21 protein-coding genes are annotated in these 18,835 nt (G+C 56.9%); 11 read left to right on the forward strand and 10 right to left on the reverse strand.

Features of this window, described 5'->3' with window-relative positions:
- Window positions 1-336, forward strand: coding sequence for a hypothetical protein (locus AACZ19_RS00380; RefSeq protein WP_339630084.1), 336 nt, complete (start codon window positions 1-3; stop codon window positions 334-336).
- A 3-nt stretch (window positions 337-339) separates the two neighbouring features.
- On the opposite strand, the gene paaE is transcribed toward AACZ19_RS00380, so the two are convergent.
- The 5 genes from paaE to paaA are packed head-to-tail and all read right to left on the reverse strand — an operon-like array spanning window position 340 to window position 3,935.
- Window positions 340-1,410: a 1,2-phenylacetyl-CoA epoxidase subunit PaaE gene (paaE, locus tag AACZ19_RS00385; RefSeq protein WP_339630086.1), complete on the reverse strand. Its 1,071-nt coding sequence runs from the start codon at window positions 1,408-1,410 to the stop codon at window positions 340-342.
- A gap of 9 nt (window positions 1,411-1,419) precedes the next feature.
- Window positions 1,420-1,905, reverse strand: coding sequence for a 1,2-phenylacetyl-CoA epoxidase subunit PaaD (gene paaD, locus AACZ19_RS00390; RefSeq protein ID WP_339630088.1), 486 nt, complete (start codon window positions 1,903-1,905; stop codon window positions 1,420-1,422).
- Complete coding sequence (gene paaC, locus AACZ19_RS00395; protein WP_339630089.1) at window positions 1,899-2,657, reverse strand: 1,2-phenylacetyl-CoA epoxidase subunit PaaC; 759 nt, start codon at window positions 2,655-2,657, stop codon at window positions 1,899-1,901. Before paaC ends, paaD begins: the two co-directional genes overlap by 7 nt.
- Window positions 2,658-2,665: 8 nt before the next feature.
- Entirely contained in the window at window positions 2,666-2,962 is a 297-nt protein-coding gene (gene paaB / locus AACZ19_RS00400; protein WP_339630090.1) for a 1,2-phenylacetyl-CoA epoxidase subunit PaaB, read from the reverse strand.
- A 13-nt stretch (window positions 2,963-2,975) separates the two neighbouring features.
- On the reverse strand, window positions 2,976-3,935 hold the full coding sequence (gene paaA, locus AACZ19_RS00405; protein ID WP_339630091.1) for a 1,2-phenylacetyl-CoA epoxidase subunit PaaA: 960 nt from the start codon (window positions 3,933-3,935) through the stop codon (window positions 2,976-2,978).
- Between the two features lie 178 nt (window positions 3,936-4,113).
- On the opposite strand from paaA, the gene AACZ19_RS00410 reads away from it, so the two are divergent.
- Window positions 4,114-5,163 carry a hypothetical protein gene (locus AACZ19_RS00410; RefSeq protein WP_339630092.1) on the forward strand — a complete coding sequence of 350 codons (1,050 nt, stop codon included), beginning with the start codon at window positions 4,114-4,116 and terminating at the stop codon, window positions 5,161-5,163.
- A gap of 3 nt (window positions 5,164-5,166) precedes the next feature.
- The gene (denD, locus tag AACZ19_RS00415; protein ID WP_339630094.1) at window positions 5,167-6,168 is read left to right on the forward strand and encodes a D-erythronate dehydrogenase; all 1,002 of its coding nucleotides are present in this window, start codon (window positions 5,167-5,169) and stop codon (window positions 6,166-6,168) included.
- Here denD and mtnA read toward each other — a convergent pair.
- The gene (mtnA, locus tag AACZ19_RS00420; RefSeq protein WP_339630096.1) at window positions 6,150-7,244 is read right to left on the reverse strand and encodes an S-methyl-5-thioribose-1-phosphate isomerase; all 1,095 of its coding nucleotides are present in this window, start codon (window positions 7,242-7,244) and stop codon (window positions 6,150-6,152) included. The genes denD and mtnA overlap by 19 nt on opposite strands.
- Before the next feature lie 112 nt (window positions 7,245-7,356).
- Here mtnA and AACZ19_RS00425 point away from each other — a divergent pair, with 112 nt between their 5' ends.
- Window positions 7,357-8,466, forward strand: coding sequence for an S-(hydroxymethyl)glutathione dehydrogenase/class III alcohol dehydrogenase (locus AACZ19_RS00425; protein WP_339630098.1), 1,110 nt, complete (start codon window positions 7,357-7,359; stop codon window positions 8,464-8,466).
- Between the two features lie 8 nt (window positions 8,467-8,474).
- Window positions 8,475-9,314, forward strand: a complete 840-nt coding sequence (fghA, locus tag AACZ19_RS00430; RefSeq protein WP_339630100.1) for an S-formylglutathione hydrolase — start codon at window positions 8,475-8,477, stop codon at window positions 9,312-9,314.
- Here fghA and AACZ19_RS00435 read toward each other — a convergent pair.
- From AACZ19_RS00435 to AACZ19_RS00445, 3 genes are all read right to left on the reverse strand, one after another.
- The gene (locus AACZ19_RS00435) at window positions 9,311-10,102 is read right to left on the reverse strand and encodes an alpha/beta fold hydrolase (protein ID WP_339630102.1); all 792 of its coding nucleotides are present in this window, start codon (window positions 10,100-10,102) and stop codon (window positions 9,311-9,313) included. The two genes, fghA and AACZ19_RS00435, sit on opposite strands and share 4 nt — an antisense overlap.
- A gap of 63 nt (window positions 10,103-10,165) precedes the next feature.
- Complete coding sequence (locus AACZ19_RS00440; protein ID WP_339630104.1) at window positions 10,166-10,903, reverse strand: isochorismatase family protein; 738 nt, start codon at window positions 10,901-10,903, stop codon at window positions 10,166-10,168.
- Between the two features lie 13 nt (window positions 10,904-10,916).
- Window positions 10,917-12,113, reverse strand: a complete 1,197-nt coding sequence (locus tag AACZ19_RS00445; RefSeq protein WP_339630106.1) for a substrate-binding protein — start codon at window positions 12,111-12,113, stop codon at window positions 10,917-10,919.
- 227 nt (window positions 12,114-12,340) lie between these two features.
- On the opposite strand from AACZ19_RS00445, the gene AACZ19_RS00450 reads away from it, so the two are divergent.
- The 6 genes from AACZ19_RS00450 to AACZ19_RS00475 all read left to right on the forward strand — a co-directional run bounded on the left by AACZ19_RS00450 (window position 12,341) and on the right by AACZ19_RS00475 (window position 17,170).
- Window positions 12,341-13,060 carry an ATP-binding cassette domain-containing protein gene (locus tag AACZ19_RS00450; RefSeq protein WP_339630108.1) on the forward strand — a complete coding sequence of 240 codons (720 nt, stop codon included), beginning with the start codon at window positions 12,341-12,343 and terminating at the stop codon, window positions 13,058-13,060.
- Entirely contained in the window at window positions 13,053-13,754 is a 702-nt protein-coding gene (locus AACZ19_RS00455; RefSeq protein ID WP_339630110.1) for an ABC transporter ATP-binding protein, read from the forward strand. The genes AACZ19_RS00450 and AACZ19_RS00455 overlap by 8 nt, the downstream gene beginning before the upstream one ends.
- 10 nt (window positions 13,755-13,764) lie before the next feature.
- On the forward strand, window positions 13,765-14,625 hold the full coding sequence (locus tag AACZ19_RS00460) for a hypothetical protein (protein WP_339630111.1): 861 nt from the start codon (window positions 13,765-13,767) through the stop codon (window positions 14,623-14,625).
- A complete protein-coding gene (locus AACZ19_RS00465; RefSeq protein WP_339630112.1) occupies window positions 14,615-15,583 on the forward strand; it encodes a branched-chain amino acid ABC transporter permease in 969 nt (322 codons plus the stop codon). Before AACZ19_RS00460 ends, AACZ19_RS00465 begins: the two co-directional genes overlap by 11 nt.
- Window positions 15,584-15,716: 133 nt before the next feature.
- A complete protein-coding gene (gene ung, locus AACZ19_RS00470; protein WP_339630113.1) occupies window positions 15,717-16,418 on the forward strand; it encodes a uracil-DNA glycosylase in 702 nt (233 codons plus the stop codon).
- The gene (locus AACZ19_RS00475; protein ID WP_339630114.1) at window positions 16,415-17,170 is read left to right on the forward strand and encodes a glycerophosphoryl diester phosphodiesterase; all 756 of its coding nucleotides are present in this window, start codon (window positions 16,415-16,417) and stop codon (window positions 17,168-17,170) included. Before ung ends, AACZ19_RS00475 begins: the two co-directional genes overlap by 4 nt.
- Before the next feature lie 2 nt (window positions 17,171-17,172).
- On the opposite strand, the gene AACZ19_RS00480 is transcribed toward AACZ19_RS00475, so the two are convergent.
- Window positions 17,173-18,798, reverse strand: coding sequence for a Na/Pi cotransporter family protein (locus AACZ19_RS00480; RefSeq protein ID WP_339630115.1), 1,626 nt, complete (start codon window positions 18,796-18,798; stop codon window positions 17,173-17,175).
- Window positions 18,799-18,835: the final 37 nt, after the last annotated feature.

Below are 18,835 nucleotides of genomic sequence, written 5' to 3' on the forward strand. Positions count from 1 at the left end.
ATGAGACGTTTCCTCGATTTGCTGACCATCGCCTGTCTTTCCTCCCTCGCCTTTACGACGGTCGCCTCCGCCGATCTTGTCAGCGGTCGCTGCCAGAAGGTTATCGAGGATGAAATTGCGGACCTCACGATCCCTCAGGATCGGATCAAGGATGTGTCGATCATTAATATATATGACGGCAATGGCGAAGGCGGTGGCCGCATTGATCATATCGAGGGTTGGGTCTCCTTCAACGACTGCAAGGGTAACCTCGTTGTCAGCGTCAGCACGGCCTGTCTGCCGATGGAGACCTACACCACCTATCAATGCCGGGTTCCGGGCATTAAGAATTACTGACCGTCAAACATCAAAATCGACAATGACATTATCGGTCAACGGATGTGACTGGCAAGTCAGCACGTACCCCTCCGCCACCTCATCGTCTTCAAGCGCATAATTGATATCCATCTCGACCTCTCCTTGCAGCACCTTGGCGCGGCAGGTCGAACAGACACCGCCCTTGCAGGCATAAGGAAGGTCCAGCCCCTGCTGCAACGCCCGGTCGAGAATGGAAACGCCGTCTTCCGCCACCTCGACATCGGTCTTGCGCCCGCCGAGAATGACTTTCACATGGCGTTTCGGGCCAGCCTCCTCGACTTTCACCGGTTTCTCACTCGCGGCAATCGCGGCGTCGGTGATGAACAGCTCGAAATGGATGTGATCTTTATCGAGCCCCGTATCAACTAGGAAATCGCGCACGTCCATGATCATCTGCTCCGGGCCACAGAGAAACGCCTCGTCAAAGCGTGTGAAGTCTATCGCCCCGGCGGAAAGTTCCTTACATTTCGCAGCGTCAATTCGGCCATTGAGAATTTCCGCATCCTGATGCTCCCGGCTCAGGATATGCATCATCGTAAACCGGTCGGGAAAGCTGTTCTTCAAGTCTTCAAGCGCCTCAAGGAAGAGAATGCCCGACACCTTCCGGTTTCCATAGAGGAGCGTTACTTTAGAGTGCGGTTCCGTCTTCAGGACCGTCTTGATGATGGAGATAATCGGTGTGATCCCGCTTCCAGCCGCAACGGCGAGATAATGCTTTCTGTTGGCGGCATCAAGCGGCGTGAAGAAGCGACCCTGCGGCTCCATCACCTCGATCATCGCGCCGGGCTTGAGGTTCTGGTTGGCATGGCTGGAGAATTTTCCGCCGTCCAGCCGCTTGACCGCGACACGAAGCTCCGGATCGCCCACCGCGCTGCAGATGGAATAGGATCGGCGCAGCTCCTCCCCGTCCAGAAACTCTTTTAGCGTCAGATGCTGCCCTTGCGTGAACCGATAGGCGTCTTTCAACGTTTCCGGCACCTCGAAGGAGATGGAAACCGCGTCCTTCGTCTCACGCACCACATCCTTGATTTTCAGGGAATGGAAAACCGTCATGTCACCGTCCTATACGCATTTGAAATAATCGAAGGTTTCCAGGCAGTCATTACATTTATAGAGCGCCTTGCAGGCCGTCGAGCCGAACTCGCTGACAAGAACGGTATCGGGTGAGCCGCATTGCGGACAGGCCACCGTCTCATGACCTAAAAGCGCTGCCTTGCTGCTGTTTGCAGGCGGGGCAATGCCATACTCCTGCAATTTCCGGCGCCCCTCCTCCGTGATCCAGTCGGTCGTCCAGGCAGGGGAAATCTCGGTTTCCACATCGAAATCCTTGAGGCCATGCAGCTTCAGCATCGCCGCGATATCCCGCTCGATTACTTCCATCGCCGGACAGCCGCTATAGGTGGGTGTGATCACGATTTTAAGGCGACCTCCTGCCTCCTCAATCCGGCGGATAATCCCCATGTCCCGGACGCTCACAACCGGAATCTCCGGATCTTTCACCAGATCCAGAATCTCAAGAACATCATCGGTTTTGAGCAATGTCACCATTTCGCATCCGGATAGGCCCGTTGCAGGAACTGCATCTCCGCGAGCAGATAACCGAGATGTTCGGAGTGCTTGCCTTCCCGGCTGCCGCGGACGGACCAGCTATCTTCGGGCCGCGTGAGCGTCGCCTCCGTCAGCACCGCGTTTACTGCCGCATCCCACGCTGGCCGCAGACGGGCGACATCGACACCGATGCCTGCGGTCAGCATGGCCTCGTCCGTCGCATCCATCTCGAACATCTCCGGCACAAAGCCCCAGAGCTCATCGATGGCTGTCTGCATTTTATCATGGCTTTCCGCCGTGCCATCGCCAAGGCGGAGAACCCAGTCAGTACTATGGCGGCGATGATAGGCGATTTCCTTCAGGGATTTGGCCGCGATCCCCGCGAGCCTCTCATCACTGGAACTGCACAGCGCATCGAACTGAAGATACTGGAACTGATCGAAAAAGAACTGCCGGGTCATGGTTTTCGCGAAATCGCCGTTCGGCAGTTCCAGCAGCAGAAGATTGCGCCATTCCGCCGTGTCGCGATGAAAGGCAAGCCGGTCTTCATCGCGCCCTTTTCCCTCCACCTTGCCCGCATAGGTGAGCAGCATCCGCGCCTGACCGATCAGGTCCAGCCCGACATTGGTCAATGCCAGATCCTCTTCCAGCATCGGGGTATGACCGGTCCATTCGGCAAGCCGCTGGCCAAGGATCAGGCTGTTATCCCCAAGGCGGAGCAGATACTCAAAAAGCATGTCTTTTTCGCTCATATCCGGCCTCACATATGGCCGACTTCGTCGGGCAGGTCATAGAATGTCGGATGGCGATAGAGCTTGTCGTCGCTCGGCTCATAGAAGCTGCCCCGATCCTCCGGAGAGGAGGCAACGATATCGGTCGACTTTACCACCCAGATGCTGACCCCCTCGCTGCGGCGGGTATAGACATCGCGGGCATTGGTCAGCGCCATTTCCGCATCGGAGGCATGCAGGCTGCCGACATGCTTGTGATCGAGGCCATTCTTGCTACGGATGAAAACCTCATAGAGCGGGAGTTCGTCCCGGGTGTCCTTTGTCATCTCACCTCTCCCTTCAGGCGGCTTCGGCCTTGCGGGCCGCTTTCTTGGTGGCATAGGCAAGCGCGGCATCGCGCACCCATTTTCCGCCCTCATGCGCATCAATGCGGGCTTTCAGCCGCTCCCGGTTGCAAAGCCCGTTCCCGCTGACGACCGCCTTGAATTCATTCCAGTCAATCTCGCCAAAATCATAGGCGCCGCGTTCTTCATTCCATTTCAGCTTGTCATCGGGGACAGTCAGGCCCAGATACTCCGCCTGCGGCACCGTCGCGTCGATGAATTTCTGGCGCAGCTCGTCATTGCTTTGCCGCTTGATCTTCCATTTCATCGATTGCGCGGAATTGGCGGAGTTGGAATCATTGGGGCCGAACATCATCAGGGTCGGCCACCACCAGCGGTTCAGCGCATCCTGCGCCATCGCCCGCTGCTCCGACGTGCCCTCGGCCATGGTCATCATGATCTCGTAACCCTGACGCTGGTGAAAGCTTTCTTCCTTGCAGATGCGGATCATCGCCCGCGCGTAAGGACCATAGGAACAGCGGCAGAGCGCAATCTGGTTGGTAATCGCCGCGCCGTCGACCAGCCAGCCAATCGCGCCGATATCCGCCCAAGTGAGCGTCGGGTAATTGAAAATCGTCGAATACTTCGCCTTGCCCGTATGCAACTGGTCAAACATTTCCTCCCGGGAAATGCCGAGGGTTTCGGTCGCGCTGTAGAGATAGAGCCCGTGGCCGCCCTCATCCTGTATTTTTGCCATCAGGATCGCCTTTCGTTTCAGGCTCGGCGCCCGGGTCAGCCAGTTGCCTTCCGGCAGCATCCCAACGACTTCCGAATGGGCGTGTTGCGACATCTGGCGGATCAGTGTTTGACGGTATCTGTCCGGCATCCAGTCTTTCGGCTCGATCCGCTTTTCCGCGTCCACCTTCGCCTGAAATTCCGCTTCCAGCCTGTCGAGATCGTCCGTTCTTGCATCCATAATCGCGCCCTGCTCCCGAATTGGATCGTTATTTCCTAATATGATACATATTCATAAATTTTACAACATTATTTGTATCATGTTGAATATCGACTGAGGGCTGGTGAAACCGGCTTTCCAATGCTACTTTTCAAAATACAAGAACAATAAAAACAACTACCGGATCAGGATAAAACTCATGCTGGATACGTCAACGAAACAGGACAGATACGCGGCCGTTGCGGCCCTTTACCATGCTTACTTCACGGGATTGCTCCTCACCCTTGCGCTCCGCAAGAGCCATGCGGCGGCCGGTGACCTCTCCTTCCATGTGTTCCGCCGTCAGCATCATGAGAAATTCCTCTCCAGTTTCGAGAAGCTCGGCCTTTCGGATTTGCCGGATGCGGTCGCCTGCGCGCAGTATCATTATCTTTCCAATGGCGTCGGCGGTGTGCCGGTGGAATATATGTATGAGAGCGACGAGAAGGCCTGGGTGCATTTCTGTCATCCCCGCTGGATTTATGACGGCGCGGCGATTTGCGGCGTCCCGCTGGAGGTTAATCATGGGTACTTGAAAGGCTGGTACGCCCAGAACGGCGTCAGCCTCAAGAACCCGCGCCTCGGTTTCGTCTGCACCTCCCAGGATATGGACGGTCAGTATGGCATGGCCGGCTATTTCAAAGTCCACAGCCATGACCTTGCCCCGGAAGAGCGGTTGCAATTCAGGCCCGGCGAATTGGCGCCACCGTTCGATCCATCCGCCGCCCCAATACTGGATACATCAACCTGGCCGGAGGAACGGCTGCAAAAGGCTAACCGTAATTATTCCATGGAATATGCGAAGAATTCCCTCATTATCCTCGGCGATATGTATGGCCCGATGGAAACGACTACCTTCGGCGGCATCACGGCGCAGCTGATCGGCAAGCAGTTCTACCGCAGCACCGCCGATACCCTCGGCATCACCGGGGACAGCGTTGAGGCCTTTGCCCGCTATCTCGCCGGAATGATCGACGGCCATGATGACGAGGTAGAGATGGAAAAGGACGGCGATGCGATATATGTGCGCCAGAAAGGCTGGCGGCTTATGCGCGGCACCGGCCCCCATCCCGCCAGCGTTTTTGATAGCTGGAACCAGCTCTGGCAGGGCGCTCTTGCCGTGCATAACCGCTTTCTTGTGCTGGAGGTGTTGAAACGGCTGGATTATGGCGACGACTGCTTTGAGTGGCGTATCCGGAAAAGGAGCTGAGCGATGAAAATTGTCATTACGGGTGGCGCGGGATTTCTCGGCCAGAGACTTGCCGCCAGGCTTCTAGAGCGCGGGGAGGCTGTCGACAGCGAGGGCAAAACACGCGACATATCCGAACTTGTGCTCTTCGATATCGCCCCTGAAGTTCCGCTTGCAGATCCGCGTCTGAGTTATATTTCCGGCGATATTGCCAACCCGGAAACGGTTCGCGCGCTGATCGACGAGAAGACGTCCAGCATTTTTCATCTTGCCGCCGTTGTCAGCGCCCAGGCCGAGGAGGATTTCGATCTTGGATACCGCATCAATCTCGACGGCACACGGCAGGTTCTGGAGGCGGCCCGCGCCCTGCCCCATCTCCCTAAAGTCATTTTCACCAGCTCCATCGCGACCTATGGCGGAACGCTCCCCGATGTGGTGACGGACGAGACGGCGCAGCTTCCACAAACCTCCTACGGCTGCGCGAAGGTCATGGGGGAATATCTGGTGCAGGATTACAGCCGCAAGGGATTTATCGACGGACGTTCCCTCCGCCTGCCGACAATCTCCGTCCGGACGGGTCTTCCCAACAAGGCCGCCTCGACCTGGGCCAGCTCCATCATTCGCGAACCGCTCTGCGGCCGGGAGGCTGTCTGCCCGGTTGGGCCGGAGACGAAAATGGCCTGCATGTCGCCCGCGAAGGTCATTGATGCCCTGATCCACGCCCACGATTTGCCCGCTGCGGCCTTTGGCATGAGCCGGTCGTTGCTGCTGACGGGGATTTCCGTCAGCGCCGGGGAAATGGCGGCGGCGGTGGACCGGCAGCGCGGTAACCGGAATATCGGAAGCATCCATTGGGTAGCTGATCCGGCCATCCAGAAAATTGTCAATGGCTGGCCGAAGGCGACCCGCTCCGCCCGCGCCGACGCTCTCGGTTTTGCGAAGGACGAAAGCCTTGACGAGATGGTTCGCGGCTTTATCCGGGACGATCTTGATAACCAGCTCAAGCTTTATGATGCCGGGGCATAGAGCCCGGCCAGCCCCTCCTTTGAGGCAGTACATACGCCGCGTTCGGTAATCAGTCCCGTCACCAGCCGCGCCGGAGTCACATCGAAGGCATAGTTGGCGGAGGTACTGCTGGCGGGGAGAATGCGTACTTCGCTCACCTCGCCCGCGCTATTTTGTCCCTGAATATAATCCACTTCATGGCTGTCGCGGATTTCAATGGGGATATCCGTCACCCCGTCATCAATTTCCCAGTCAATGGTCGGCCCGGGCAGCGCGACATAAAACGGCACATTGTTATCCTTCGCCGCAAGCGCCTTTAAGTAAGTCCCGATCTTGTTGCAGACATCGCCCGCCGCCGTCGTCCGGTCCGTCCCGGTGATGCAGAGATCAACGAGCCCGTGTTGCATCAGATGCCCGCCGACATTATCGACAACAAGCGTATGATCGACGCCGTGCCGCCCCAGCTCCCAGCAGGTGAGATGGGCGCCCTGGTTGCGCGGCCGTGTCTCATCGACCCAGACATGGACCGGAATGCCAGCGTCATGCGCCTTGTAGATGGGCGAGAGCGCCGTCCCCCAATCCACCGTCGCCAGCCAGCCCGCGTTACAATGGGTCAGGATATTGAGTTTTCCCTGCTCCGCTTTCGCTTTCCAGAGCTGCCGGAAAACATCCAGTCCGTGATCACCGATGGCGCTGTTGATCGCGACATCCTCATCACAGATTTGCGCTGCCTTTACATAGGCCGCAGAGACGCGATCTTCCTTCGGCAGCGGTAGAAGCAGCTCCTGCATCGCTCGGATGGCCCAACGCAGGTTAACTGCCGTCGGTCGCGTTGCAATCAATGTTTCACACATCTCCTGCAAGGCGCTGTCGCTGGCGTCCGTCCTGAGGCCGAGACAGATGCCATAGGCCGCCGTCGCCCCGATCAGCGGCGCGCCGCGCACCAGCATCGCCCTGATCGCATGGGCCGCCTGATCCAGCGTTTCCAGCTTCACCACGCGAAATTCATGGGGCAGCCGCGTCTGGTCGATAATATCGACGGACCATCCATCCGCCGACAGCCAGATGCTGCGATAGGGCTTTCCATCCACTTTCATGCGCCTCTCCTGCGTTTCAGAAACGGCCTCACTTTATCGGGAAATATCTTGCGTCAACAGCCCTAAATCTGCAAACTTGCCCCTGAATAAACACGAACCGAGGATGTGAAATATGGAAGTCAAAGCCGCTGTTGCCCACAAGGCCGGAGCCCCGCTCACGATCGAAACAGTCACACTGGATGGGCCGCGCGAGGGCGAGGTTCTCGTCGAGATCAAGGCCAGCGGCCTGTGCCATACGGACGCTTTCACCCTCTCCGGGGAGGATCCGGAGGGGATTTTCCCGGCCATTCTCGGTCATGAGGGCGCAGGGATAGTCGTCGATGTGGGACCCGGCGTCACCTCCCTCAAGAAGGGCGATCATGTCATTCCGCTCTACACCCCTGAATGCCGCCAATGCGACTATTGCACCAGTGGGAAAACAAATTTGTGTCAGGCAATACGCGTAACCCAGGGTCAGGGCCTGATGCCGGACGGTTCCAGTCGGTTTAAGATCAATGGCGAGAAAGTCTTTCATTACATGGGCTGTTCGACCTTCTCCAACTATACGGTCGTGCCGGAAATTGCGCTGGCCAAAATCCGCGAGGACGCTCCGTTCGACAAGGTCTGTTACATCGGCTGCGGCGTCACCACCGGCATTGGTGCGGTCATCAACACGGCGAAGGTCAAGCCCGGCGATAACGTCGTCGTCTTCGGCCTTGGCGGGATCGGCCTCAATGTCATTCAGGGCGCAAAGATTGCGGGCGCGGACATGATCGTCGGTGTGGACCTCAACCCGGCGCGAAAAGAACTCGGCGAGAAATTCGGCATGACCCATTTTGTCAACCCGACGGAAGTCGAGGGCGATATCGTTCCCTATCTCGTCGATCTCACCAAGGGTGGCGCCGATTATTCGTTCGAATGCATTGGCAACGTCAATGTCATGCGTCAGGCGCTCGAATGCTGCCACAAGGGCTGGGGCGAGAGTATCATTATCGGTGTTGCGGGCGCAGGTCAGGAAATTTCCACCCGGCCATTCCAACTGGTGACCGGACGCGTCTGGAAAGGCACGGCGTTCGGCGGCGCGAAAGGCCGGACAGATGTGCCGAAAATTGTCGACTGGTATATGGACGGTAAGATCAATATCGACGACCTGATCACCCATGTCATGCCGATCGAGAAGATCAACGAGGGCTTCGATCTGATGCATGAGGGTAAATCTATCCGCAGCGTCGTCACTTTCTGAGCGAGATTATGGACATTATTTCTGAACAGGCCTGCTTCGGCGGGACACAGGGCTTTTATAAGCATACCTCCAGCGAGACCGGATCGGAGATGCGGTTCGCGGTGTACCAGCCCCCGCAGGCAAAAGCGGGCAAGGTGCCCGTGCTCTATTACCTTGCGGGCCTCACCTGCACCGAGGAAACAGCGACGATCAAGGCGGGCGCGCAAAGGTTTGCGGCAGAGCATGGCCTCATGCTCGTCATGCCGGACACCAGCCCGCGCGATGTCGGCCTGCCGGGGGAAGAGGACGACTGGGATTTCGGGACCGGCGCCGGGTTTTACCTCGATGCGGTGAAGGAGCCCTGGGCCGGAAGCTACCGGATGTACAGCTATGTGACCGATGAGTTGCGCCTGCTGATCGATGGGGAGTTTAATGTCGATGTCCATCGGGTCGGCATTTTCGGCCATTCCATGGGTGGCCATGGCGCGCTCACCATCGCGCTCAAGAACCCGGAAATCTACAAATCCGTCTCGGCCTTCGCGCCGATTTCCTCTCCCATGCAATGCCCGTGGGGGGAGAAGGCATTTCTGGGTTATCTCGGGACCGACAAGGCAAGCTGGACCGAATATGACGCGACAGAACTGGTCAAACATGGCAAGCGCACGTCTCATATCCTGATCGATCAGGGCGGCGCCGACCAGTTCCTGAACGAGCAGCTAAAACCGGAGATATTCGAGGGCGTCTGCAAGGAGGAAGGACAACCCCTCACCCTTCGGATGCAGGACGGCTATGATCACAGCTATTATTTCATCCAGACCTTCATGGAAGATCATATCCGCCATCACGCCACCCTTCTGGCGAAAGGCTAACTGACCGCTGCCAGATGCTTGCGGACTTCTGCATTGAAGATGTCCGGCTTGTCCATGGCGAGCTGATGCGCGGCGTTATCGACGACGACCAGCTTTGATCCTTCAATCTGCCGGTGGATCAGTTCCGAAGAGCTGAGAGGCGTGCCCATATCCTCCCGCCCGACAATGACGAGCGTCGGCACGGAAATTGCGGTCACGCGATCCTTCAGGTCAATCCCGGCGATGGCGTGGCTGCAACCGACATAGCCATCTACGGACGTCTCGCGGATCATCTGGCGAACCCTCGCGTCGAGAGCAGAACGACCCTCAAGGGAGCCGGGCACGAACCAGCGATCCATCGAGCCATCGACGGTTGCCTCGATCCCCTGCTCGGATACCATCCTGATCCGTTCCGGCCACAGGGCCGCCGCACCGTCGGGCAGCGCACAAAGGGAGCTGGAAATAACAAGGCTCAGGATACGGTCCGGATAAATCAGTGCATATTCCTGCGCGATCATGCCGCCGATGGACAGCCCTATCACATGGCTTTTGGTGATGCCGTAGGCGTCCTGTATGGCGGCCATATCGTCAGCGAGCAGCTTGAAGTCATAGGGCCCCAGTGTCGCACCGCTGTTCCCGTGCCCGCGAAGGGAATATCTGAGAACCCGATAGTCGGATTTCAGATCCTCGGCAAGCTCGTCCCACGCCGACAGGTCACAGCAGAGCGAATGACTCAGCGTCACGACAGGGGCGCCCTCCGGCCCTTCCAGGCGGGTATCAAATTCCGTGCCGTTTGCTGTGACTTTCATGGTTGCCTCCCCCGTTATTCTTATGATTGCGCCGGATCGACCAGACGGTCTATCCGCACTCCATTATGCAGGAAGGATCACCTTGTTGACAAGCTGCGCACCGCGACTCGCCATGAAATAAAGGCCCATGTAATGGGTCACATCTTGCGGATGCGCGGCCGCAGCGCCATGTCCGATCTCCTCTGCAACATGACGCGGGAGGTGGTAGGTGGAGCATCCCTCATCATATACATAGATATCCTTCAATCCCGGCATCATGTCATGATTACGCGCGCTCAAGCTGGTGAGGACAAAGTCCATCACGCAAATATCCGTGCAAATACCAACAACGAGAAGATCGGTTATCCCATTCTCGGTCACCCAGTCGGCCACGGCATTGCTGCCATCGGAGCGCATTGCACCGATAAAGCCGTTGATGCAGTCTTTGCGGACAAGCGTTGTATTGGCATCCTGTTCCAGCCATTTAAGCTCCGGAACCAGCTCCTCCTCACCCGTGCCTGCCTCGCAATGCGGCGGATAGGGTGGTTCGGGCTTGCCCGGAATATGCGTATCCTGGAACGCGAGAATTGGCCATCCTTGCGCCGTGAAATACCGGGCAAGAATGACCGTCTCTTCAACCATATTCGTAATGAATTCATCCGGTTCCGTTGGCGCAAGCGCACCGGCGCCCACAGTTGCAAACCCGTTGACCTCATCGACGATCACAAGGCCGGCCCGGCGGTCTGTTGCCGACGGGTCGAATTCGGTAAAGGCAAGCGGCATAGCCGCTTCCAGATCATCCGTGAGGTCTCGGGTTGTCATGGCATCTCCTTACTTAGGCACATTGCGGCGCGGGTTCAATAATACCGAGTTCCTTTGCCACGTTCAGGGTGCCGTTTTCAGTCTTGGCGATAAACATGTTCATCGCTGTGTGATGATCATCCTTGGTGATCGAAGCTGCGCCGGTCGGAATCTCGAACGAGAGCCCTTCCATCCCGTCGATCAAGGCCTCGGTGTCGACCTTGCCAGCTTTTTCAAGGCCGCCCTTAAGTGCGATCAGCGAATTGTAATGGGTCATGACATAGAAGGAAACAACCGCATCCTCGCCCGCGTTCTTGCGGATTTTCGATACAAACTCCTGAACGCCCGGCTCCGGCGAGCTGGCGACGAACGGCACGCCAGCATACATCCCCTCGCCCTTGCCCGGACCAAAAGCACCGAGATAGGTTTCCGCGAAGCCGAGGAAGGCGATCTTCACCGTCTTGGTCAGACCAAATTCCTCCGCCTGCTTGATGAAGGTGATACCGTCTGCGCCGGGGAGCGCGAATAACAGGATCTCAGCCCCGGAATCAGCAATTTTACGGATGATGGAGGAGAAATCCTTGACACCGAACGGGGTATATTCTTCCCCGACGGTGGAGCCACCGATTTTCCCGATGATATCCTTTGCAGTCTTGAACATGTTGCGCGGCCAGACATAGTCGGCACCGAACATGTAATAGCTATCGCCGATTCCTTCATCCTTCAGATACGGAATAAGTGGTGCCGTATCCTGATTTGGCACCGTGTTGAAGGAGAACAGGTAGCGATTGCAGATACCGCCTTCATAGTTGGTCGCATAGAGAAGCGGCGTCTTGCCCCGCTCCATCGTCGCGGCCATGGCATCACGCCCGGCAGAGGTGATGGGGCCGGAAATTGCCAGCACTTCATCGCGCTCGATCAGCTTTTTCGCTCGCTCGACTGATGTTTTCGGGTCCGTCTTGTTGTCTTCATAGAGCATTTCGACCTGATGGCCAAGAATGCCGCCGCCCGCGTTTATCTCGGATACTGCGAGGTCGAGGCCCATCTTCGCCTGATTACCGAACAGCTCCAACCCGCCGGAGAATGGCTGGACCGCGCCGATCTTTATGGTTTTACCTGCAGCAATGGCCGGCATGCTAAAAGCCGAAGCAGCCGCGGTGGCACCCACAGCACCCATAAATTGCCGTCTGGAGATATCGATCATCACGTCATCCTCTTTATCAATAAACATCTCAATGTCTGGCCGAACAAAACAGTTGTTTGGCAAAATCTTTCGTGCATGGTTATGCCAGTAATCGTAGAAGAATCAAATAATTACCGTTATAGTTCGAAAAAAGGCACATATTTTGACGTTTTCGCCCGATAATTCGACGGTACACATATTAATTACAAGTTTATCGCCAACATTATTTATAAGTATGCATACAAAAATTGCCTGAATCACCGGATAAAGCAACCATGTCGTTTCTTGAGCTTACAGCTTTGACAAAAAACTTTGACGGTCTGCGTGCCGTGGACGGATTTTCCCTCGATATTCCGGAGGGCAGCCTGAACGCGCTCGTCGGGCCGAACGGCTGTGGCAAGTCGACCCTGTTTAACCTGATCACCGGCGTTCTGAAGCCAGATGCGGGACAGGTCAGTTTCCGGGACCAGGACATTACCGGCTGGCCACCGCACAGGATCGCCCGCCTCGGCATCGGGCGGAAATTTCAGGTCCCCGCCATCTTCGAGGAACTGACAGTCCGGGAAAATCTGACGGTGGCGGCAAAACGCTCCGGCAATCGCGTCTCCATAGATACTATTCTGGAAAAGATCAATCTTGCCGACCGGCGGGATACATTTGGCGGGGAACTGGCCCATGGCCAGAAGCAATGGCTGGAGATCGGATTGCTGCTTGCGCAAGCTCCTTCTCTCATCCTGCTGGATGAGCCGACCGCCGGAATGACCGGCGCGGAGACCAAAGCAACCGCGGACCTGATCCGCACCATCAATCAGGAACAGGCCATCACCGTTCTTGTGATCGAGCATGACATGGGATTTATCGAGTATCTCGGCTGTCCGCTCAACGTCATGTCGAAAGGCCAAATCCTGAAATCCGGCAGTTTCGACGAGATTAGAAACGATGCCGAGGTAAAGGCCCTCTATTTCGGAAATACGGTGGTTCCTGCAGATGCTTGAGATTAGAAATCTCTCGTCCGGGTATGGCGATGCCCTCGTTCTTCGGGATTTTAGTTGCCGGTTCGAAAATGGACGGGTGACTGCGTTGATGGGCCGGAACGGCATGGGCAAGACGACCCTGCTCAAAACCATAATGGGGCTGATAAAGGCGAAGGGCGGGTCCGTCCTGTTCGACGGTCAGACGCTTGAGACATGGCCGACGCATCTTATCGCGCGCGCCGGGATCGGCTATGTACCACAGGGACGCGAAATATTTGAAGATTTCTCGGTCGAAGAAAACCTGCAACTTGGGCTGATGGGACGGGATGCAACAGATGCGCTGCCCTTCTCGCAAATTTATGACTGGTTTCCTCTCCTGAAGAAACGCAAGGATCAGCGGGCCGGGACTTTTTCCGGCGGACAACAGCAAATTCTCGCAATCGCTCGCGCGCTCATCGGCGGGCCAAAAATGCTGCTGCTGGATGAACCCACAGAAGGCATCCAGCCCAGCATCGTCCATGATATCGGCCTGCAACTCGCCAGAATAGCGAAGGAGACCGGGTTGGGTATTTTGATTGTCGAGCAAAATGTCGAAATGGTCCGCACGCTTGCCGATCAGGTGCTATTCATGGAAAATGGTGAAATCCGTGAAAGCTGTGATATTGAGGCGATAAAGCGGAACGATTCCCTGCTGCATCGCTATCTGTCGGTGTAATGTTGATGTAATGAGTGAACTTATTCCCATAATCCTTGATGCCAGCTCCTATATCCTGATTCTAGTGCTGGTCGCGCTGGGCCTGATGATTGTTTTCGGCATGATGGGCGTGATCAATATGGCCCATGGGGAGCTGTTCATGATCGGCGCCTATGTCATGGTATTGGCGCAGGATATGGGTCTGCCGTTCCTTGTTGGACTGCTGCTCGCCCCCCTTGTCGTCGCCTTTTTCGGCCTGCTGATCGAGATGGCCCTGATCCGCCATATATATCACCGGCCGCTCGATACCATTCTGGCGACCTGGGGGCTGTCCATTGCGCTCAAGCAGCTTGTCGTCCTCACGTTCGGCCCCGAATCCCAGAGCGTTCCCCTCCCTGTCGACGGCAGCCTGGAAATCGGGGCGTTCAGCTATCCTGTCTATCGCCTGATCCTCATGCTCGCCTCCATCCTGTTGATCGGCGGAACATTCTGGCTGTTTGTCCGAACAAAATTCGGCCTGATGGCACGCGCGGTTATTGCGCGGCCCGCAACGGCGGCGGCGCTTGGCATTGATACGCGGCGCATGTACCGCTGGAGCTTTGTCATCGGCACGGCGCTGGCGGGACTTGCCGGGGCGCTGGTCGCACCCCTGATCAGCGTCGATCCGCAGATGGGTCTAGGCTATCTGGTGCCGGGTTTTCTCTCCATCCTTGTCGGTGGCGCCGGACCGCTTGCCGGTGTGCTGGCGGGCGGCGCGATCATCGGCGGCGTCAACAACCTGCTCGCGGTCTGGATATCACCGGTCGCGGCGCTGATCACCGTCTATATCATCGCTATCCTCATCATCCGCCTGAAGCCTGAAGGCCTGCTGGGAGGGCGCCGTGCGAGATAGCCTGATCGGACTCCTCGTCTTTATCGCCCTTGCGATCACCCCGCTTTTCGTCGGGCAGTACTGGACGGGGCAGCTCACCAACTACCTCGTCTATGGGTTACTGGCGATCTCCCTGTCGCTGGTCTGGGGCTATGGCGGTATTCTCTGTTTCGGGCAGGCGATGTTCTTCGGCATTGGCGGCTATATCATGGCTGTCTTTACCAAGGGCATGATCTATCCCGACCTGACCAGCAGCTATCTCGGCCTTCTGGCGGCTATGGCGGGATCGGCGATGTTCGCCCTCGCACTTGGCTACTTTCTGTTCGCAGGGAGAGGCATCAGCGGTGCCTATCTCGCCATTATCACCCTCGCCATAGCTCTGGTGTTGGAGCGGCTGATGAACAACTGGTACGCCCTTGGCGGCTATAATGGCCTGCTCAATGTCCCGCCGCTCAAACTGATTGCCTTCGGGTTTAGCTATGAACTCTGGGATCGCCTGCCGACCTTCTACATTATCCTCGGGATTGTCGCCGCCGTGTATTTCGGAGTGACTTTGCTGGTGAAATCTCCCTATGGGCTGCTGCTGACTGCCATTCGCACTCATCCTGATCGCCTGTCGTCCCTCGGTTACAGTGTGCTGAACCTGCGGCTTTCCGTCTTTTCCTTAAGCGCGGCGATTGCCGGGCTTGCGGGCGCGTTGTTCGTGACCCTTGACGGCTTCGTCTCGCCGACGCTGATCGGCTTCACTCTTTCGACCGAAGCACTGATCTGGGTCGCCATCGGCGGCAAGGAAGTGCTGCTTGCTGCTTTTCTCGGCGCCATTTTCACCCGGACAGCGGAGAGCTGGCTGTCCGAGATTTTCGGCGATTACTGGATTCTGATACTTGGCGTCGTTTTCATGATCAGTGTCGTCCTGCTGCCCCGCGGCCTCCTTGCAACGCCAATCGAATGGCTTACAAAGAGACGGAAGCCGAAATAATGCGGGCAAGCCTGTTTCATAATTATTTTGCAATGAAACAGAATCATAATAAAACAGCATCAGAGACAACAAGGGACACCGCCGGAATGCACACCGGCCAATCGCCCGATCCGGAGAAGACAGAGGGGATGTTTTGAGCGACGTATCGGGTTCTGACCCTAAGCTGGAAAAAAGCTGGCTTGACCAGTTACGCCCGGAATTCGACGCACCCTATATGCGCGAGCTCAAGCAGTTCCTGCTGCGCGAAAAGGCGGCGGGAAAATCCATCTATCCTGCCGGAAGCAATATTTTCGCCGCCCTCAACCGGACGCCCTTTCATGCGGTCAAGGTCGTCATTCTCGGGCAGGACCCCTACCACGGGCCCGGTCAGGCCCACGGCCTCAGCTTTTCGGTGCCGCCGGGCGTGCGCATCCCGCCATCGCTTCGCAATATCTATCAGGAGCTGGAGCGCGACCTAAATATTCCGGCCCCGCGCCATGGCAATCTGGATCACTGGGCGGATCAGGGGGTCTTGCTGCTCAACGCCGTGCTCACCGTGCAAAAAGCCATGGCCGGATCGCATCAGGGCAAGGGATGGGAACGCTTCACCGATGCCATCATTTCCGCGCTCAATATCGGCCGGGAAAACCTTGTCTTTCTGCTCTGGGGCAGTTATGCGCAGAAGAAAGGCGCGGTTATCGATCGCAAGCGTCATCTTGTCCTGCAAAGTCCGCACCCCTCACCGCTATCCGCCCATCGCGGATTCATCGGTAACGGTCATTTTTCGAAGGCAAATGACTATCTGCGCCAGACAAACCAAACCCCCATCGACTGGACAGTTGGAGAACCGGCATGATTACAGAAGAAGAATTTTTCAGCCGGATGCCGAAAATCATCGGCCATCGGGGTGCCTGCGGTCTGGCGCCGGAAAACACACTGGCCTCGCTGCGCAAGGCCGCCGAAATCGGGACATCTTTTGTCGAGATCGATGTCACCGTCACGCAAGATTCGGTTGCGGTGATCCAGCATGACAATGATGTCCGCCGGTGCAGTAACGGGAGCGGCCCCATTCTTCTAAAAACGCTTGAAGAAATTCAGCAACTTGACGCGGGAAGCTGGTTCTCGGATGAGTTCAAGGGCGAGAAAATCCCGACCCTCAGGCAAGCAACGGACACCCTTGCCGATCTCGGGCTTGGTCTCAACCTTGAAATCAAGCCCTGCAGCGGCTGGCAAATCCCGACAACGGAGCAGGTCGCAAAAGAATTGCTGGACTACTGGCCTGAGGATCTGCCGTTGCTGATTTCGTCCTTCAATGTGGACGCGCTCTACGAAATGGGTCGGCTGATCCCGGATATCCCGCGCGGCTACCTTACGTCGGCCATTCCGCCGGACTGGGAGGAACGGTTGACGGACAGCGGCTGCGCCTCCCTGCATTGCGAGCGGCATTACGTTACCAAGGATCAAGTGAAAGCGATAAAAAAAGCCGGTTTCCAGTTACTCGTCTATACCGTCAATGATCCGGAGGAAGCGGAGAAATTCCTGGGCTGGGGCGTCGATGCCGTGATCACAGACTTTCCCGACCGGATGTTCGGCGCGCTCGAGCTGTGAGCCTATTTCTCTTTCTGACCGGCGACCAGATACGCCCCTGACGACAACAGGGAATTGATCCTTCGCATATCACTGAGCAGGCTGAGATGGATGGCGCTCGCTTCCTGGTCCAGCATCTGGTCACTTCTCAGGCGCTGCAAATGCTCATTCACCGCCTTGCGCTCCGCTACGCGGAAAGTCTGCTTGCGCTCGATAAGCTTGGTGGCGGCTGTCGCGTCAGCCGTCATCAAAACGCTGAAAGACATGCGTAAGTTCACAAGTACCATATCCAGAAGCCGGAATTCGTCCTGAATATCCTCATCCGATATGGCAACCTGGTTCTTTTGCGCGGTTTCCACCAGTTCGACCATATTCATCACGACGATATTGCTGATGTGATCGATCGCCGTGGTGAAGTTGAGAATTTCGGTGCAGCGTTGCTCGTCCTGCTCATCAAGCGATTCCCGACCAAGTTTTGTCAAATACCCCTTGATCGCACCATCGAAGTCCTTGATGACCGCATGACTTTCACGGACCTGCCGAAAATTCTGACCGTTTGCGCCTCCCAGTATCAATTTTAGAGACCGGCACATTTTCTCAAGTATATCGCCCATGCGCAAAGTTTCGCGGACGGCGTTTGCCATGGCGAGCTGTGGGCTTTCAAGTGCCGCCTTGTCGAGATAAAGCGGCTGCGGGGCGTTCTCATCCACCTCGTCTCCCTCTGGCAGCAAGCGTTCCGTCAATCGACCAAGCGGTCCGACAAAAGGCAGAAAGACGATGGCGCAGGTTAGATTGACGAGCGTATGCAGGTTGACAATCTGGCGCGCCGGAGACGGTTCGAGCATCGCCAGCTGTGGCTCGATCACCGCAATAAAGGGGATTGTCGCTACCACAATGATCAATCGGCAGATCAGGTTGGCGAGCGGCGCCCGCCGTGCCGCTTTTTCCGCCTTCAGCGTCGCCATGATCGGTGGCACCGCGCCACCGATGTTCGCCCCGAGCACCATGGCATAAGCCACATCGATCGGGAAATGACCGGTCAGGGATAATGAGAGTGCAAACAGCACCGTCGCGAGGGACGAATGGGCAATGATCGTAATCACTGCCGCCAGCAGAACAACCAGTACCGGTTCCCCCGAGAGAGACGTCAGAACATACTGGGACACGGACGAATCCCGGATCGGCTCCGATGCGGTGGCGAGCATGGCAAGCGCACTCAGCATCATGCCAAGCCCAAGCATGATACGCCCGAGGTTTTTGGCCCGTGTGTTGGTTGCGGTGGCATGGCGGACAAAACCCACAAACAGGAAGACCGGCGCCAGGAAGGACAGATCAAAACTCAGGATCTGGGCGACAAGTGTCGTTCCGACATCAGCGCCGAGGATAATCGCGATTCCCGCCGTCGCCGGCAGCAGCCCCCGGCCCGCGAAAGAGGCCGTCAGCAACGCCGTCGCCGTGCTGCTTTGCAGCAGCATCGTCACTGTCAGGCCGCCGAAGAAGGACTGAAAACGATTCCGCAGGCAGAATTTCAGGAAGACGCCAAGCTCACGCCCGAAGGCGCGCATGACCCCCGTACTGACCATCCGCAGGCCCCACAAAAGAAGCGCTACGCCGCCGAGTAGATTAATGAGAACGAGTGTGCCGTCCAAAATGCCTGTACCTTTGCCTGAAATGCCTCATTGACCG

This window comes from uncultured Sneathiella sp. (assembly GCF_963973085.1).
Lineage (GTDB): Bacteria > Pseudomonadota > Alphaproteobacteria > Sneathiellales > Sneathiellaceae > Sneathiella.

Coding starts and splice junctions, on each gene's coding strand:
- AACZ19_RS00435 (WP_339630102.1), bottom strand. CDS start 10,102: ATGAAAGTCACAGCAAACGGCACGGAATTTGATACCCGCCTGGAAGGG.
- AACZ19_RS00410 (WP_339630092.1), top strand. CDS start 4,114: ATGCTGGATACGTCAACGAAACAGGACAGATACGCGGCCGTTGCGGCC.
- AACZ19_RS00460 (WP_339630111.1), top strand. CDS start 13,765: ATGAGTGAACTTATTCCCATAATCCTTGATGCCAGCTCCTATATCCTG.
- paaA (WP_339630091.1), bottom strand. CDS start 3,935: ATGGATGCAAGAACGGACGATCTCGACAGGCTGGAAGCGGAATTTCAG.
- paaB (WP_339630090.1), bottom strand. CDS start 2,962: ATGACAAAGGACACCCGGGACGAACTCCCGCTCTATGAGGTTTTCATC.
- AACZ19_RS00445 (WP_339630106.1), bottom strand. CDS start 12,113: ATGTTTATTGATAAAGAGGATGACGTGATGATCGATATCTCCAGACGG.
- denD (WP_339630094.1), top strand. CDS start 5,167: ATGAAAATTGTCATTACGGGTGGCGCGGGATTTCTCGGCCAGAGACTT.
- paaD (WP_339630088.1), bottom strand. CDS start 1,905: ATGGTGACATTGCTCAAAACCGATGATGTTCTTGAGATTCTGGATCTG.
- AACZ19_RS00455 (WP_339630110.1), top strand. CDS start 13,053: ATGCTTGAGATTAGAAATCTCTCGTCCGGGTATGGCGATGCCCTCGTT.
- mtnA (WP_339630096.1), bottom strand. CDS start 7,244: ATGAAAGTGGATGGAAAGCCCTATCGCAGCATCTGGCTGTCGGCGGAT.
- fghA (WP_339630100.1), top strand. CDS start 8,475: ATGGACATTATTTCTGAACAGGCCTGCTTCGGCGGGACACAGGGCTTT.
- AACZ19_RS00475 (WP_339630114.1), top strand. CDS start 16,415: ATGATTACAGAAGAAGAATTTTTCAGCCGGATGCCGAAAATCATCGGC.
- AACZ19_RS00425 (WP_339630098.1), top strand. CDS start 7,357: ATGGAAGTCAAAGCCGCTGTTGCCCACAAGGCCGGAGCCCCGCTCACG.
- paaE (WP_339630086.1), bottom strand. CDS start 1,410: ATGACGGTTTTCCATTCCCTGAAAATCAAGGATGTGGTGCGTGAGACG.
- paaC (WP_339630089.1), bottom strand. CDS start 2,657: ATGAGCGAAAAAGACATGCTTTTTGAGTATCTGCTCCGCCTTGGGGAT.
- AACZ19_RS00380 (WP_339630084.1), top strand. CDS start 1: ATGAGACGTTTCCTCGATTTGCTGACCATCGCCTGTCTTTCCTCCCTC.
- AACZ19_RS00440 (WP_339630104.1), bottom strand. CDS start 10,903: ATGACAACCCGAGACCTCACGGATGATCTGGAAGCGGCTATGCCGCTT.
- AACZ19_RS00450 (WP_339630108.1), top strand. CDS start 12,341: ATGTCGTTTCTTGAGCTTACAGCTTTGACAAAAAACTTTGACGGTCTG.